Source organism: Paractinoplanes tereljensis, assembly GCF_016862435.1.
Taxonomy (GTDB): Bacteria; Actinomycetota; Actinomycetes; order Mycobacteriales; family Micromonosporaceae; genus Actinoplanes; species Actinoplanes tereljensis.
This window is the reverse complement of sequence record NZ_BOMY01000061.1, coordinates 13,670-28,179: the sequence shown is the minus strand read 5'-3', so window position 1 is coordinate 28,179 and position 14,510 is coordinate 13,670. Positions and strand designations below refer to the sequence as shown.

Here is a 14,510-nt window from a genome sequence, read left to right as displayed (position 1 = left end):
GAAACCCATGTTCGCGTACGTCGTGCGGCGCTTGATCGCCGCCATTCCCGTCCTCGTTGTCGCGTCTTTCCTCGCGTACGCGCTGGTCGCCCTGTCGGGTGACCCGCTCGAACCGATGAAGCTGCGCAACCCTCCGGCCCCACAACGGACCATCGACCTGGAAACCCAGCGTCTGGGTCTGGATGACAACATCTTCGCCCGGTACGGCCACTGGCTCTGGGGCGTGCTGCACGGCAACTTCGGTGAGTCGGTGCAGAGTAACTACGACATCGGCGACAACCTGGCCCGCTCGTCGGTCGTCACGCTGCGGCTCGTGGTGGTCGCGATGCTGCTGGCCCTGATCCTGGCCGTGCTCACCGGCGTGCTCAGCGCGGTCCGGCAGTACTCGAAGTTCGACTACACCACGACGTTCCTCGGCTTCGTCTTCCTGGCCATGCCGTCGTTCTGGATCGCCATCGTGCTCAAGGACTTCGCGGTCCGCTACAACAAGGCCACCGGCACCACGGTCTTCTACACGATCGGCGAGACCTCCCAGAACTACGACAGCCTGTCGGCCGCCGGGAAGTTCGGCGACATCGTCGGGCACCTGGTGTTGCCCACGATCTCGCTGGCCCTGATCTCGTACGCGGCGTGGAGCCGCTACCAGCGGGCCGCCATGCTCGAGGTGCTCAACTCCGACTACGTGCGGCTGGCCCGGGCCAAGGGACTCACCTGGCGCAAGGTGCTGGTCAAGCACGTGCTGCGCACCGCGCTCATCCCGCTGGTCACGGTGACCGCGCTGGACATCGCGGCGATCCTCGGCGGCGCCGTGATCACCGAGACCGTCTTCAACTGGAACGGCCTCGGCCGGATGCTGCTCACCGGCGTCAGCCGGGCCGACACCAACGCGGTGGCCGGCTGGCTGCTTCTCGCCGGGCTCGTCGTCATCGCCTTCAACGTCATCGCCGATGTGCTGTACGCGGTGCTGGACCCGAGGATCCGTCATGACTAGCGCCCCGCCGGTAGTACCGGTACCAGCAGCAGCAGTGGTCCGCGAACGCACCCAGTCCGAGATGGTGCTGCGCCGGTTCAGCCGGCACCGGGCCGCGGTGACCAGCCTGGTGCTCCTGCTGCTGGTGGTGCTGTTCGCCTACGTCGGGCCGCTGATCTGGAAGTACAGCTTCACCGACATCACCGACGATTTGTCCCAGCCGCCGTCGCTGGGCCATCCGTTCGGCACCGACCTGATCGGCCACGACACGATGGCGCAGGTGATGCGCGGAACCCAGCAGTCGCTGAAGATCGCGCTCTCGATCGCGCTGATCGGCACCGTGCTCGGCTCGCTGTGGGGCGCGATCGCCGGCCTCTACCGCGGCCGGTGGGACTTCCTGATGATGCGCATCGTCGACGTCATCCTCACCCTGCCGACCATCGCGGTCGCCGCCGCGGTGGCGGCTCAGGGCGTCGGCGGCAGCCAGTGGTGGTCGATCGCGATCATCCTCGGCGCGCTGACCTGGCCGTACGTTTCCCGGGTGGTTCGTGGGGTGGTTCTTTCCCTGCGCGAGCAGGAATTCATCGAGGCGGCCCGGGCCCTCGGCGGCGGCAGCACCCGGATCATCCTGCGGCACCTGCTGCCCAACGCCCTCGGCGCGATCACGGTGACCGCCACCCTGACCATCGCCACCGGCATCCTCGGTGAGGCGGCCCTGTCGTTCCTCGGCGTCGGCGTGCAGTCCCCGGACACCTCGCTCGGGCTGCTCGTGTCGATCAACCGGGACGCGGTGAACACCCGGCCGTGGCTGTTCTACTTCCCCGGCCTGTTCATCATCCTCATCGCGCTGACCATCAACTTCGTCGGCGACGGCCTGCGGGACGCGTTCGACCCCAAGCAGACGAGGGTACGGCAATGACAGCGCCTTCCGAGGTTCTCCTCGAGGTCGACGACCTCACCGTCGGCTTCCCCACCGAAGATGGCATCGTCCAGGCCGTCCGCGGTGTCTCCTACCAGGTCCGCCGGGGCGACGCCGTCGGCATCGTCGGCGAGTCCGGTTCCGGCAAGTCGGTGACCTCGCTCGCGGTGATGGGCCTGCTGCCCCGCAACGCGCGGATCACCGGCTCGATCCGGCTGCTCGGCGAGGAACTGCTGGGCCGCACCGACGACGCGATGTCGAAGATCCGCGGCAACAAGGTCGCGATGATCTTCCAGGACCCGCTGACCTCGCTCAACCCGGTCTACACCGTGGGTGTTCAGATCGCCGAGGCGATCCAGGCACACCACAGCGTCGGCAAGGTGCGGGCGATGCAGCGGGCGGCCGAGCTGCTCGAGGTCGTCGGCATCCCGAACCCGCAACTGCGGGTCAACAGCTATCCGCACGAGATGTCCGGCGGCATGCGGCAGCGGGTCGTGATCGCGATCGCGATGGCCAACGACCCCGACCTGATCATCGCCGACGAGCCGACCACCGCGCTCGACGTGACGGTGCAGGCCCAGGTGCTGGAAGCCCTGGAGGCGGCGCGCAAGGAGACCGGCGCGGCGCTCGTCCTGATCACCCACGACCTGGGGGTCATCGCCGGGCACGCCGACCGGGTCAACGTGATGTACGCCGGCAAGCTGGTCGAGACCGGCACGGTGGACGAGATCTTCTACCAGCCCCGGATGCCGTACACGTTGGGCCTGCTGGGCAGCCTGCCCCGCATCGACGAGTCCGGCCGGCCCCGGCTGATCCCGATCACCGGGACCCCGCCGTCGCTGCTCAACCTGCCGCCCGGCTGCCCGTTCGGGCCGCGCTGCCCGAAGGTGCGGGATCTCTGCGAGGCGTCCGAACCGGCGCTGACCGGCACGACCAACCCGCGCCATCAGGCCGCCTGCCACTTCCACACCGAGCTCGCCTCGGCCACCGCCGAAGAGGTGTTCTCGTGACCCTGGCCCCGACTAAGACCCCGATCGTCTCCGTACGCGGGCTGGTCAAGCATTTCCCGGTCCGGTCCCGCGGCGTCCTGCGCCGTCAGGTCGGCGACGTGCACGCGGTCTGCGACGTCAACTTCGACATCTACTCGCACGAGACGCTCGGCCTGGTCGGCGAGTCCGGCTGCGGGAAGACCACCACCGGGCGCCTGCTGCTCAACCTGGTGCCGGCCACCGCCGGCGAGATCCGCTTCCAGGACCGGGACATCGTGCCGCTGTCCCGCAGTCAGATGCGCCCGCTGCGCCGCGAGATGCAGATCGTCTTCCAGGACCCGTACGCGTCGCTGGACCCCCGGATGACGGTCAACGAGATCATCGCGGAGCCGCTGCGCATCCACGGTGTCTACAAGCGGGACAAGGTCCGCGATCTGCTGAAGATGGTCGGCCTGAGTCCCGAGCACGGCAACCGCTACGCGCACGAGTTCTCCGGCGGTCAGCGCCAGCGCATCGGCGTGGCCCGGGCCCTGGCCCTGCAACCGAAGCTGCTGGTCCTGGACGAGCCGGTGTCGGCCCTGGACGTCTCCATCCAGGCCGGCGTGATCAACCTGCTCGAGGACCTGCAGGACGAGCTCGGACTGTCCTATCTGTTCATCTCGCACGACCTGTCGGTGGTGCGGCACATCGCCGACCGGGTGGCGGTGATGTACCTGGGCCGGATCGTGGAGATAGCCGCGGTGGAAGATCTGTTCCGGAACGCCGCCCACCCGTACACCCAAGCGTTGATCTCGGCTATTCCGGTGCCCGATCCGAAAAAGGAAAGGACTCGAAAACGAGTAATTCTCGCGGGTGACGTACCGAGTCCGGTGTCACCGCCGAGTGGTTGCCGTTTCCGCACCCGGTGCCCCAAGTTCGCTGGTCAGCTAACTGACGATGAACGCAAGAAATGCACTGACGAAATTCCCGCGCTCGCCGAGCGGGGCCAGGGACATCAGACCGCCTGCCACTATGCCGAGGCGCTGACGCTCATTTAGTACGTGCTAGCCTTAGGACGTTTAGACGCCTGATGGGTCATCTTGACCTGTCAGGCGTTTTCACATTCTAAAAAGGAGAAATAGTGGCTTCCGGTACCGTCAAGTGGTTCAACGGTGACAAAGGCTTCGGATTCATCACGCCGGACGGCGGTGGCGCCGACGTGTTCGCGCACTTCTCGGCCATCGCGACCTCGGGCTTCCGCACCCTCGAGGAAAACCAGAAGGTCGAGTTCGACGTGGCCCAGGGCGCCAAGGGCCCCCAGGCGGAGAACATCCGCCCGGTCTGATCCAGCGGCTTGGTGACGGCCGGTCGCCCGACCGGCCGGCACTCCACCCGCGCTCTATGCTCGGTCCGTGGTGACCTCTCCGGTCCGGATCGGGTCGTACCGCATCGAACGGTTGCTCGGCATCGGTTCCTTCGCGACCGTTTGGCTGGGATACGACGCGGCGCTCGGCGCCCATGTGGCGATCAAGGTCCTGGCCGAGAACTGGAGTCATGACCTGCGCATCCGGGAACGATTCCGGGACGAGGCGCGCATGCTCTGGCAGCTCGACGACCATCGGATCGTGTCGGTGCACGCCCTCGGCGAGTTGCCCGACGGCCGGCCCTACACGGTGATGGGCTGGGCCGACGGCGGCAGCCTGCGCGATCGGCTGGCGCGGGGACCGATCCCGGTTCGGCAGGCCGCACCGCTGTTGCGGGCGATCTGTGACGGCGTCGCGGTGCTGCACGACCACGGCATCGTCCATCGTGATCTGACGCCGGGAAACATTCTCTTCCGGGCCGGCCAGGTCATGGTCGCGGATCTCGGGCTGGCCAAGGCGCTCGCCACCGCCTCCGGGATGACCGCCCGCGCCGGCACGCCCGGCTACATGGCACCCGAGCAGGACGACCCACTGGCCGTCGTCGACCGGCGCACCGACGTGTACGGCCTGGGTCAGCTCGGGATCCGGCTGCTCGGTGCACCGGTGCGCCGCCGGCCGGACGGGCCGGTACGGCTCCGCCCCGGCGCACCGCGCAAGGTCGCCGACGTGCTCCGGACCGCCACGACACAGCGCCCGGCCGGCCGCTATCCGGATGCCCGGGCGATGGCGACCGCCCTCGACCGGGCCACCACCACCAAACCGATGGCCCGCACCGCCCGGGTGACGATGGCGTTCGCGTCGGCCGCCGCGGTGTCGGTGCTGGCCGCCGACACCTCCCGGCCGGCCGGGGTGGCGACGGACCGGACCGGCCGGATCTCGGTACGGCTCCCGGACGGCTGGCGGGCCCAGCCCGGCCGCTGGTCCGGGCCGGCGCTGGTGATCTCCCCCGACCCGGCCCGTTGGCGCACCGACGATGCGGTGCGGGGGGCTTTCCTCGGGTTGGTGCCCGACGGCGGCTCACCGGAGAGATTCGTCGCCGGCATTCCGCACGCCGGCTGCGCGCCGGAACCGGTGCGGCGCAGCCGGCAGGCCGGCATCGACTGGGTGATCGCCGCCTACCTCTGCCCGGACCGGCGAGGCATGCTGGTCGAGGCGGCCGGCACCGGGCTGATCTACGTCCAGATCGCACCGCCGGCGACCAACTCGTCGACCTTCGTCGACACGCTGCTCGCCGGGGTAGAGGTGCGGCCCTAGGAGATGACCACGACCTCGATCGTGTACGTCTTGTCGTCCTGCGGGATCATCACGGTGACCGTTCCCGGCCGGAGGAAGCGAATGTCCACCACGCCGCCCTCGTAGCTCTGCGACCGGAGCGACTCGGGGGTCGCGGTCACCAGGCCCGGCCCGATTCCCTGCAGGCGCAGCACCCCGCCGGTGTGGAAGCACATCGACTTGACCAGGTCCAGCACGGTGTTCCGCAGGTCCAGGTCGTACCGGACGGCACCCAGGCAGGTGCCGGTCGGCTTCGGCTTTGTCGTCGTCCGGCTCGGTTTCACGGTGCGGGTCCGCACCGGCTCGGCCGATGTTCTCGTGGCGGCCGGTTTCGGGGCGGCCGGTTTCGGGGCGGCCGACGCGGGGGCGCGGCTCGGGGTGGCCGCCTCCGCCGGCCGCGGTGACACCGCCGGGTCGCCGCAGGCGGCCAGCGGAGTCGTCACGATCAGGGCGAGCGCACCGGCGGCCGCGATACGACGAAACTTCGAGTGACGCATGACAACTCTCTTTCGTTGACTTTCTGCTCGGTCACTCTGTTGGTCACGCCGTTACCGCCTTTTGTTCGCGGATTTCGCAAGGTCATTGGTTATCGGTAATCGCTGAGCCGCAGACGCAGCCGCCGCCGGGCCTCGTGGATACGCGACTTCACGGTCCCCACCGGTACATCGAGCAGGGTGGCGATGTCGCCGTAACCGAGGCCGAGCACGTCCCGGAGGGTGGCCGCCTCCGCATACTCCGCAGGCAGCTCGTCCAGGGCCTCCAGCAGGTCCAGCCGGGTGCCGGCCACCACGCTGGTCCGCCTCGGGTCGGGCGGATCAGGCAGCGGGCCGCCACTCTCGTGCCGGCGGCGCAGCGCCTGGTAGGTCGACCGAGCCCGGTTGGCGGTCAGGCCGTACAGCCAGGTCCGGAACGTGGAGCGGCCCTGGAAGTCGCCGATGCCGCGGGTCACCGCCCACAGCGCGTCCTGGCACGCTTCCTCCGCGTCCTCCCGGTTCGGCAGAAAGCGCGCACACAGCCGGAGAGTCTCCGGCCGGATCGCGGACAGCAGGGAGTTCAGCGCGACCGGGTCGCCCGCGGCCGCTTCCCGAGCCAATTTCTCGATATCAGCTCGATCAATTTCGGCAATTGTCGGGTACGCCATCGGCCGAGCATGCGCGCGATTGTCAACGGCGGCAGCGCGGCGGGCGTGCCAGATGAAACAGGGTCAGTCGGCCGGCCCGCCCACCCGTTGCAGCGGCAACCCGGAAGGCGCGACGCGCAGGATGAACGTGCGGCCGTCGGCGCAGAAAACCCGCATCATCGACGGGGATTGGTCGGAGCAATAGCCGATGCTGACCGGACGGCCACCCATGACCACCTGGTGCGGCCGGGCCGACCAGCCCGCGGCGCTCAACAGCAACCGGGTCACCGGGCCGTGCGCGTCCTGGAGGATCGACAGCATGACGGGCAGTTCCAGGCTGGGGTCGGCCGATTCCGGCCACCAGGTTCCGTCGAGCAGGGTGTGGTGCAACCAAACCGGCTCGAGCCGCATCCGGGGCGATTCGAGTGCAGGCCGTGAGGCCATTGGTGGGTTCCCATCGTTGTGGACCAATCGCGGGCGCGGGGCCCAACCCTGGGAAAGGGCGAGGACGAGGTCCACCGAGGCCGGTGCGTGCGGATCTACTTACCCCACCGTACGCGCAGCCGCCGGTAAGCCGCGTACTGTGGGGGTAGAAGCGGCTTCTCGACTTTCTCCGACGTGCGCACATCGCGCCCGCCCCTGAGGGCGGACGTCGTCGAGAGAGAGGCTTTCTGATGACATCGGCCACCATTGACGCACGCCTGCGGCTGGACCCGGATTCCTCCCGGACCACCGTCCTCGACGGGGCCTGGTGGCCCCGCTCGACGAACGCGGTCGAGGAACTCCCCCGCCTGCTCGACGCCTTGGGCGACGCCCGCGGGGAGATCACCCACGTCCTGTTGAACGCCGCCGAGTGGGACCTCCCGCACGACCGCCGAGCCGCTACCGGTTCCCGCCGGGTGAACCTCGGCTGGTACACCTCCCAACCGGCCGGGTTGATCACCGTGGTGAGCGAGTTCGGCCGCGACCGATTCGATCTTCTGGTCATCCCGCCGGACGCGAGCCCGGACTCGGCCGACGCCGCACTGACCGCCGCGGCCGACGGAAAGAACCGGCAGCGAACACCCGAACTGCTCGCCGACATCAAGCACGTCGGCTGATCGGGCCATCCGGCTTTACCTCAGGTCTGACACCGTGGGCAGATCGGTGACGATGCCGTGGGTGACCTCGCCGAGGCGCCGGTTGTGGCTGCGGGCGTAGTCCCGGATCAGGACGAACGCCTGGTCGGGGGTCACCCCATGGGCCTGCGCGATGATGCCCTTGGCCTGCTCGATGACGACCCGGCTGTTCAGGGCCTTCTGCAGTTGCTCGGAGAGGACCTCGCCGCGGCGGATGGCCCGTTCCTGCAGCAACCCGATCACGGCGACGTCGGCCAGCGACTGCACGATGTGGTTGTCCGACTCGTCGAGTTCGACGGCGCCGGCGAAAACGCCCATCGCGCCGATCACCTCCTTACGCAGGCGCAAGGGGAACGCGTGCACCGACTCGAATCCGGCCTCGGACGCGCGGGGCGCGAACTGCGGCCAGCGACTCTCGGCCCCTTCGAGACTTACGTTGGTCACCGGCCGGCCGCTGCGGAAGGCGTCCAGGCATGGACCGTCGTCGTACTGCAGCTGGATGAGCTCCATGAGCCGGGCGTTCTCGTCGGAGGCGGCCATGAAGTTGAGGCGGTTGCGGTGGTCGGCGAGCATCAGGCCGACCGCCGCGGTGTCGAAGAACCCCGCCACCCGCGAGGTGAGCATCTGCAGGAACTCGATCACGTCGAACTCGTCGACGAGGGTGTCGGCGACCTCTACGAACACGGACGAGAGCCGTGCGGCGGAAACAGTGGACATCAGGTCAACCGTTCCTCTCCAGGCTGGTCGCTGTCGAAGGTCAGCCTACGCGCCACCACGTCGCGCGCGACTTCTCCCAGCGGGCGGTTCTCGGCGTAGGAGTAGGCACGCAGCCGAGCGAGTGCGTCGACCAGGGTCACGCCCATCTGCACCGACACCATCCCCTGAGCCTGGTACACCTCCGCGCGCTGTCCCATCACCTCGTCGAGGCCCTCGGCCGCCGTTCCCGGCGCGGCCCGTTCCTGCTCGTCGAGCAACGTGGTGACCGCTACGTCGGCGAAGGTCAGCGCCTGCCGGACCTGCCCGGCCGACAGCGCACCCTCCTCGGCCCGGAACACGTCGAGGACGCCGAGGCGTGCGGCGCCGACCTGCAACGGGAACGCGAACACCGCGCGCAGCCCACGATCGTGAATGGCCGGCGTGTAGCCGGGCCACCGCAGCATCGCCGGGCCGGCGAGCTCCGGGACCAGCACCGGCTGGCGGGTGGCGAAAGCCTCCAGGCAGGGGCCTTCGCCGAGAGTGAACTGGAGTTCCTCGATGGCCTCGTAGGCGGGCTCGGACACCGCCGCCACGCCGCGCATGCCGTCCTCGGCCATCACGCTCACCCCAACTCCCGAGGCGGCCAGCGACCGCCCAGCGGCACTGCACAACCGGCGTAACGCTCCGCCGACTCCGGCTCGGTCAGCGTCCCGTGGCGGTTCGTCGGCGATCAGGCGCGCGACTCGGGCGAGCAGTTCATCCACGGCCGCACCTCTTCCTGACCCGAGGAACCGCCGTGGTCCGGGGCAGCAGCCTGTTGAATAACTCGGGATCCTACCTGCTCGGGTGTCAACGCACCGGAGGTGGGTAATACTTGGGCCTGCTCGCCCCGGACCCCGGCGACGTTTCCCACAGGCGGCGTCAAGCTGGAGCGTCCATGCAGTCAACCGAAGTGATCGCGCCCGCGCGCGGCAGCGCTTTCGCGGAATTGTCGCGAACCATCAAGCAGGCCGGGTTGCTGGACCGGCGTCCGGGTTACTACACCGGGCAGATCGCGTTCATCCTCGTCCTCGCTGCGGCCGGAGTGGCCGCGTTCCTGCTCCTCGGCGACTCGTGGTGGCAGCTGGCCATCGCGGCGTACTTCGCGGTCGTCTCCACCCAGCTGGGATTCCTCGGCCACGACGCCGGGCACAAGCAGATCTTCCGCTCGGGCCGGGCCAACTATCTGTTCGGCGTCGCGTTCGCGAACCTGGGCGTGGGATTCAGTTACGGCTGGTGGGTGGACAAGCACAGCCGCCACCACGCCCACCCCAACGACGAGGAGAAGGACCCGGACATCGGGGCCGGGGCGCTGATCTTCACCGCCGGGCAGGCCCAGGCCAGCGGGCCGGTCGCCCGGATGTTCTACCGCTACCAGGCGTGGACGTTCTTCCCGTTGCTGCTGCTCGAGGCGGTCAACCTGCGGGTCGCGAGCATGCGATATCTCCGCGGCGGGCGGGATCGGCCACGGTTGCGCGAGGCGCTGCTGATCGGCGTACACATCGTCGCGTATTTGATCCTGGTCTTTGTGGTTCTCTCCCCCGGCAAGGCGGTCGCGTTCGTAGCGATCCACCAGGGCCTGTTCGGCCTTTATCTCGGTTGTTCGTTCGCGCCCAACCACAAGGGCATGCCGCCGCTCAGCGCCGCCGACGACGCCGACTACCTGCGCCGGCAGGTCCTCACCTCGCGCAACGTGCGCGGTCACTGGCTCACCGACTTCGGCCTGGGCGGGCTCAACTACCAGATCGAGCACCACCTGTTCCCGTCGATGCCGCGCGGTAACCTGCGGCACGCCCAGCCCCTCGTCCGGGCCTTCTGCCGCGACCACCAGGTGTCCTACCTGGAGACCGGCCTGATCCCGTCGTACGCGCAGGCGTTGCGGCATCTCGACACGATCGGCCGTCTCCCGGCCGGTTGATCGCGGCACGACTTGCCCGGCGGGCCGATTCCCCCTCGGCACCGGCCCACCGGGCGAGCCGCGTCAGGCAGCCTCGACCGGCCGGCGAGGCGGTCGATGGCTGCGAGTGGTGAGAAGACTGCTCACGCCGGTGAGCTGCAGCACCCGCAGCGGGATGCCGGTCGCGTTGACCACCTCGAATCCCACCTGCCTGGCGACGGCCTCGCGGCGGCCGTTGAGCAGGGCGGTGATGCCCGCACAGGAGCAAAAGGTGGTGCCGGAGAGGTCGACCTCCAGCCGGTCGGCGCCGGTACCCAGCACCGCGGCGATGGCGTCGTCGAGCTGGCCGGCGGTATCCAGGTCGATCTCGCCCGAGACGTTGAGGCGAACACTGGTCGCGGTGCTTCGGCTGGTGATGGCGAGATTCACGGTGGCCCTCCCCTCCGGGGGGATCAATATCGCTCGATGGTCTGGTTGGCCGGTCGGCGTGCCGGGCGCGGCAGCCCGATCACGGCCGGGCCGGCCGGCGTGAGGCGCAGCAACAGGCAGGGAAAACCGGCGTCGGCGATCATCGTGCGCAGCGACTGGCGGGTGGCGGCGGTTTCGATCGGGGCGCTGTGCGGCACGACCGAGATGTCGTTGCCGGTGGCGGTGAGCCAGGCGGCGGAGACCGCTTCGCCGGCGCGCAGCCAGTCGAACGGTTCGTCGTGGGCGGCGTGCAGCAGTACGGTGTCCTTCCCGAAGAGCTGGCCGGCCCGCATCTCGTACAACCGGGTGTCCTCGGCCTCGACCGCGGTGGTGATCGCCGTCAAGGCTTCCCGGGTCACCGTGGTGTCGACGCCCGGACGGCGGATGATCTGCCGGGTCGGGACGGCGCGAAGCAGCTTCGCGGACGTGAGATCGACCGGTGCCCGCCGGTGGACGTGCAGCCGGGCGAGCAGATCACGGTCGGCGCCCCGCAGCATCCGGTTCACCGTGATCTGCCAGCCGTGCGCGGCCATCGCGATCCGGGCGTGGTGCAGGGCGGCACCGCAGCTCAGGGTGGCCAGGCGAGCGTCCGGATCGGTGCCCGGCGGGATGCGGCTGCGAACCAGATGCAGGTCGAGGGTGGTGCCGGTAAGGCGCCACCGCCACGGCTGGGTGTTGTGGATCGAGGGAGCGTATCCGGCGGTCGCGGCCGCATCGGCCAGGGCCAGGGCCCCGGACCGGGTGTCGGTGGGGTGAGTCAGGGCGTCGATGTCCATGAAGAACGTCCTTGCCGGGTAGGTCATGCCGACGACCGGCCCGGTTTGGTGACACCTCTGATGGCACGCCGGACGTCAGGTAAAACCCGCTGGGTCCAGGCGGTGGATGCGAACATCACCCTACTCCGCCTGGACCCCGGCCGGGCGGCGTTACCGTCCGGGATTCCCGGCGACCCGCGACCCGAACGCCAGCGCTCCGACCGGTTGAACGGAACCGGGTTTCGGCGGTCCCAGCACCACCAGTGCCTCGATCCAGTACCGGACCATGGCCCGGCTGGTGCTCTCCTCCCGGGTGACCCCGGCGTCGAGCCGTCGGCGGGCGGCGGCCGGGTCGGACAGGGCCAGGTCGGCGGCGAACAGGTCGCCCCAGACCACCGGCTTGTCACCCAGCTCCCGCTCGCGCACCGCCGACGGGCCGCGGTAGAACGAGCCGGCGGTCAGCGGCAGCAGTTGGATGCCGAGGATCGACTCCGGCTTCGGGTCGAACCACGTCGCGTAGTCGACCTTGGCGTCCCAGACGATGCCGGCCGTGGTGTGCGCGTACCCGGCCGGGCGGGTGAGCCCGGCGCCGAGCCAGTACATCCGGGCCGTCGCCGCTTCCAGCGCGTAGTGGGTGACGCCGTACGCGGTCATCTCGGCGTTGCCGCGGACCAGGCCCCAGCGGACCACGGCCTCCCAGGCCGCCACCGCCTCGCTTGACGACTCCTGGTTGTTGCCGTCGGCGAACGGCGCGAACCCGGACGCCGCCGAGCTGCCGAGATAGGCGTTGAACACCCGGAACGGCGGCAACCCGGGCGTCTTCGAGCCGGCGTAGTCGCCGACGATCAGGTCGACGACGTCGCCGTAGTCGTGGGCGAACCCGGGGTCGGCCGCCGCCAGCACCGCGGCGGCGCGCACCAGGTAGCCGTACTGGAAGTGATGGTCGTTGTAGTCGTTGGCGCCGAATTCGGCGGGCACCGCGATCAGCCCGCCCCAGACCTTGTCGTAGCCGAAGTAGCGCGCGTCGGACGGGCCGCCGTAGGTCAGCCAGTCGACCAGTTGCGGGCGCAGCCGGTCGAGCGCCTTCTGCCGTTGCGCGGAAGCACCGGCCGCGCCGGCCACCTCGGCGATGGTGGCCAGCCGGCCGAGTTCCTTGAGTCCGAAGTAGCTGCCGCCGGCACCGGGCGGGTCGGCCAGGTCCCGGTCCAGGTCAGTCAGCACCGCAGTCCGAGCGGCCGCGTTCAGCGGCACCTTGGGCACGCTGGTCAGCAGTCCCGGCATCGGCACGGTGATCCGGATCGAGGAGGCCACCACCAGGGACATCGTGCCGCGCGCGTCCGGATAGGAGCCCGCCAGCGGGGTCTGCCCGGCCTGCTGGTGCGGCAGCAGCGCCCACGCCCCGGTGCCACCGCCGGCCCGCTCGGCGGTGAGGGTCTGGGTGACCGTGCCGGCCTTCTCGTCGTACGCCATCGCGGCCGTGGTCCGCACCACCGGATCGGCCGTGCTGGCCTTTTCCCAGCTCGCCCGGTCGGCCCCGGCCGGCACCCGGGCGACGGCGATCTGCTCGCCGGTACCGGTGACGGTGGTTCCGCTCAGCGTCAGGCCGGTGCCGAGGACATCCCAGCGCCCGCCCGCGATGTCGAGCCGGGCCCGGCTGTCCGAGCTGCCGACGTCCTGGAACGCGCCGGTCAGGGTGGGCGCCTTGTCGGCGAACCGCAGCCACACCACCGGGCTGCCCTGCACCAGCGTGACCTCGACCTGACCCACCCGCAGTACCACATGGAAGGCGCCGTAGGAGGCGACGCTGACCGGGCCGGTGGCGCCGGCCGCGGTGAGCGCGGGCAGGAACGGGGTGATGATGGCGTTCGCCGAGGCGGTGACGGCCGCGCCGCTGATCTGCACCCCGCCCGCCGCGGCCTGCACGGCGAGCGGGTGCGCCCAGATCGGCTGGGTGCGCGGCCCGGTCAGCGCCGAACTCCACCATTGGTTGGTGGGCAGCGCCTGCCCGGCCAGGTCACCGGCCTGGGCGGGGGTCTTGGTCGGCGCGGAGGCGGCCGGCAGGGTGCCGGCAATGCTCCCGCGGCCGGTAACCGCGGGAACGCCGAGCCGCGGTTTCGCGGCGTCTTCCGTGATCGAGCCACTTTCCTTCGGAGCAGCGGAACTGCAAGCGGCCAGGACGGCGATCATCGCAAAAGCGACAAGGAGGCGACTCACGCGCTGTTCACCGCCGGGGTTCCACCGGAGGCCGTGGTGGTGTCCACGACAACGTCGAACCGCAACCCGGGCACCAGCGTCCGCACGGTCGAGAGGGCGGCCGGGTCAGGCTTGAGCACGACGGTGAGCAGGTCCGGCGTGGCCGTGGCCTGAGTATCGACGCGAGCCTCGACCTCCTGCAGTTTCGTGGTGATCCGGCCGGACAGGCCAGGCCCGCTCACGTAGGCGGTCATCCCCAGCCGCAGCTGCCGCAACGTCTCCAACGGCACGTCGACCTGGAAGGACAGCTTGGCCGGGTCGTACAGCGTGACGATCGGTTCACCGGCCCGGGCGATCTGCCCCGGCGCGACATTGATCTCGGTGACGATGCCGGCGGCCGGCGCCTCCAGCTCCTGCACCCGCGGCGCTCCCCCGTCCGAGGTCAGCGTGATCGCGGCCAGGATCGTCCCGGCGGCCACGGTCTTGCGCTCCGCGACCAGCACCTTGTCGACGACGGCGGCGTCGGCCGAGCCGACGGTGATCGGTTGCGCGGTCAGCACGGCGGTGCCGGCGTCCACCATGGTCCGTTCGGCGAGGCGCTGCCGCACGACGTAGCTGCCGCCGCCAACGGCCACAGCCAGCAAGATCAAGACAACGAGAATGGTACGCGT

At 69.8% G+C, this 14,510-nt stretch carries 17 protein-coding genes; 8 read left to right on the top strand and 9 right to left on the bottom strand.

The features are described 5' to 3' along the window. Positions 1–7: 7 nt before the first annotated feature. The 6 genes from Ate02nite_RS46010 (at position 8) to Ate02nite_RS45985 (ending at position 5,535) form a co-directional block, all read left to right on the top strand. Positions 8–991: an ABC transporter permease gene (locus Ate02nite_RS46010; protein ID WP_203814319.1), complete on the top strand. Its 984-nt coding sequence runs from the start codon at positions 8–10 to the stop codon at positions 989–991. Further along, positions 984–1,889: an ABC transporter permease gene (locus tag Ate02nite_RS46005; protein ID WP_203814318.1), complete on the top strand. Its 906-nt coding sequence runs from the start codon at positions 984–986 to the stop codon at positions 1,887–1,889. The genes Ate02nite_RS46010 and Ate02nite_RS46005 overlap by 8 nt, the downstream gene beginning before the upstream one ends. Then, the gene (locus Ate02nite_RS46000; protein ID WP_203814317.1) at positions 1,886–2,899 is read left to right on the top strand and encodes an ABC transporter ATP-binding protein; all 1,014 of its coding nucleotides are present in this window, start codon (positions 1,886–1,888) and stop codon (positions 2,897–2,899) included. Before Ate02nite_RS46005 ends, Ate02nite_RS46000 begins: the two co-directional genes overlap by 4 nt. Next, positions 2,896–3,915 (top strand): ABC transporter ATP-binding protein, encoded by a 1,020-nt coding sequence (locus tag Ate02nite_RS45995; RefSeq protein ID WP_239148209.1) that lies wholly within the window; start codon positions 2,896–2,898, stop codon positions 3,913–3,915. The genes Ate02nite_RS46000 and Ate02nite_RS45995 overlap by 4 nt, the downstream gene beginning before the upstream one ends. An 83-nt stretch (positions 3,916–3,998) precedes the next feature. Continuing rightward, positions 3,999–4,202, top strand: coding sequence for a cold-shock protein (locus Ate02nite_RS45990; protein ID WP_203814316.1), 204 nt, complete (start codon positions 3,999–4,001; stop codon positions 4,200–4,202). Between the two features lie 67 nt (positions 4,203–4,269). Next, entirely contained in the window at positions 4,270–5,535 is a 1,266-nt protein-coding gene (locus Ate02nite_RS45985; protein WP_239148208.1) for a serine/threonine-protein kinase, read from the top strand. On the opposite strand, the gene Ate02nite_RS45980 is transcribed toward Ate02nite_RS45985, so the two are convergent. The 3 genes from Ate02nite_RS45980 to Ate02nite_RS45970 form a co-directional block, all read right to left on the bottom strand. Beyond that, positions 5,532–6,050, bottom strand: a complete 519-nt coding sequence (locus Ate02nite_RS45980) for a hypothetical protein (protein ID WP_203814315.1) — start codon at positions 6,048–6,050, stop codon at positions 5,532–5,534. The two genes, Ate02nite_RS45985 and Ate02nite_RS45980, sit on opposite strands and share 4 nt — an antisense overlap. 89 nt (positions 6,051–6,139) lie before the next feature. Beyond that, positions 6,140–6,694, bottom strand: coding sequence for an RNA polymerase sigma factor (locus Ate02nite_RS45975; protein WP_203814314.1), 555 nt, complete (start codon positions 6,692–6,694; stop codon positions 6,140–6,142). 63 nt (positions 6,695–6,757) lie between these two features. Continuing rightward, a complete protein-coding gene (locus tag Ate02nite_RS45970) occupies positions 6,758–7,084 on the bottom strand; it encodes a DUF5994 family protein (RefSeq protein ID WP_203814313.1) in 327 nt (108 codons plus the stop codon). A gap of 263 nt (positions 7,085–7,347) precedes the next feature. On the opposite strand from Ate02nite_RS45970, the gene Ate02nite_RS45965 reads away from it, so the two are divergent. Beyond that, positions 7,348–7,773 carry a DUF5994 family protein gene (locus tag Ate02nite_RS45965; protein WP_203814312.1) on the top strand — a complete coding sequence of 142 codons (426 nt, stop codon included), beginning with the start codon at positions 7,348–7,350 and terminating at the stop codon, positions 7,771–7,773. 15 nt (positions 7,774–7,788) lie between these two features. Here the strand turns inward: Ate02nite_RS45965 and Ate02nite_RS45960 are convergent, their stop codons facing one another. After that, positions 7,789–8,508: a GAF and ANTAR domain-containing protein gene (locus Ate02nite_RS45960; protein WP_203814311.1), complete on the bottom strand. Its 720-nt coding sequence runs from the start codon at positions 8,506–8,508 to the stop codon at positions 7,789–7,791. Next, complete coding sequence (locus Ate02nite_RS45955) at positions 8,508–9,251, bottom strand: GAF and ANTAR domain-containing protein (RefSeq protein WP_239148207.1); 744 nt, start codon at positions 9,249–9,251, stop codon at positions 8,508–8,510. The genes Ate02nite_RS45960 and Ate02nite_RS45955 overlap by 1 nt, the downstream gene beginning before the upstream one ends. Before the next feature lie 173 nt (positions 9,252–9,424). On the opposite strand from Ate02nite_RS45955, the gene Ate02nite_RS45950 reads away from it, so the two are divergent. After that, positions 9,425–10,444, top strand: a complete 1,020-nt coding sequence (locus tag Ate02nite_RS45950; protein ID WP_203814310.1) for a fatty acid desaturase family protein — start codon at positions 9,425–9,427, stop codon at positions 10,442–10,444. Between the two features lie 63 nt (positions 10,445–10,507). Here Ate02nite_RS45950 and Ate02nite_RS45945 read toward each other — a convergent pair whose 3' ends face one another. From Ate02nite_RS45945 to Ate02nite_RS45930, 4 genes are all read right to left on the bottom strand, one after another. Further along, positions 10,508–10,852 carry an STAS domain-containing protein gene (locus Ate02nite_RS45945; RefSeq protein WP_203814309.1) on the bottom strand — a complete coding sequence of 115 codons (345 nt, stop codon included), beginning with the start codon at positions 10,850–10,852 and terminating at the stop codon, positions 10,508–10,510. Between the two features lie 23 nt (positions 10,853–10,875). Further along, a complete protein-coding gene (locus tag Ate02nite_RS45940; protein ID WP_203814308.1) occupies positions 10,876–11,667 on the bottom strand; it encodes a nitroreductase family protein in 792 nt (263 codons plus the stop codon). Positions 11,668–11,817: 150 nt separating this feature from the next. After that, on the bottom strand, positions 11,818–13,860 hold the full coding sequence (locus Ate02nite_RS45935) for a glycosyl hydrolase (protein WP_239148206.1): 2,043 nt from the start codon (positions 13,858–13,860) through the stop codon (positions 11,818–11,820). Then, positions 13,857–14,489: a biotin/lipoyl attachment domain-containing protein gene (locus Ate02nite_RS45930; protein ID WP_203814307.1), complete on the bottom strand. Its 633-nt coding sequence runs from the start codon at positions 14,487–14,489 to the stop codon at positions 13,857–13,859. The genes Ate02nite_RS45935 and Ate02nite_RS45930 overlap by 4 nt, the downstream gene beginning before the upstream one ends. Between the last annotated feature and the right edge of the window lie 21 nt (positions 14,490–14,510).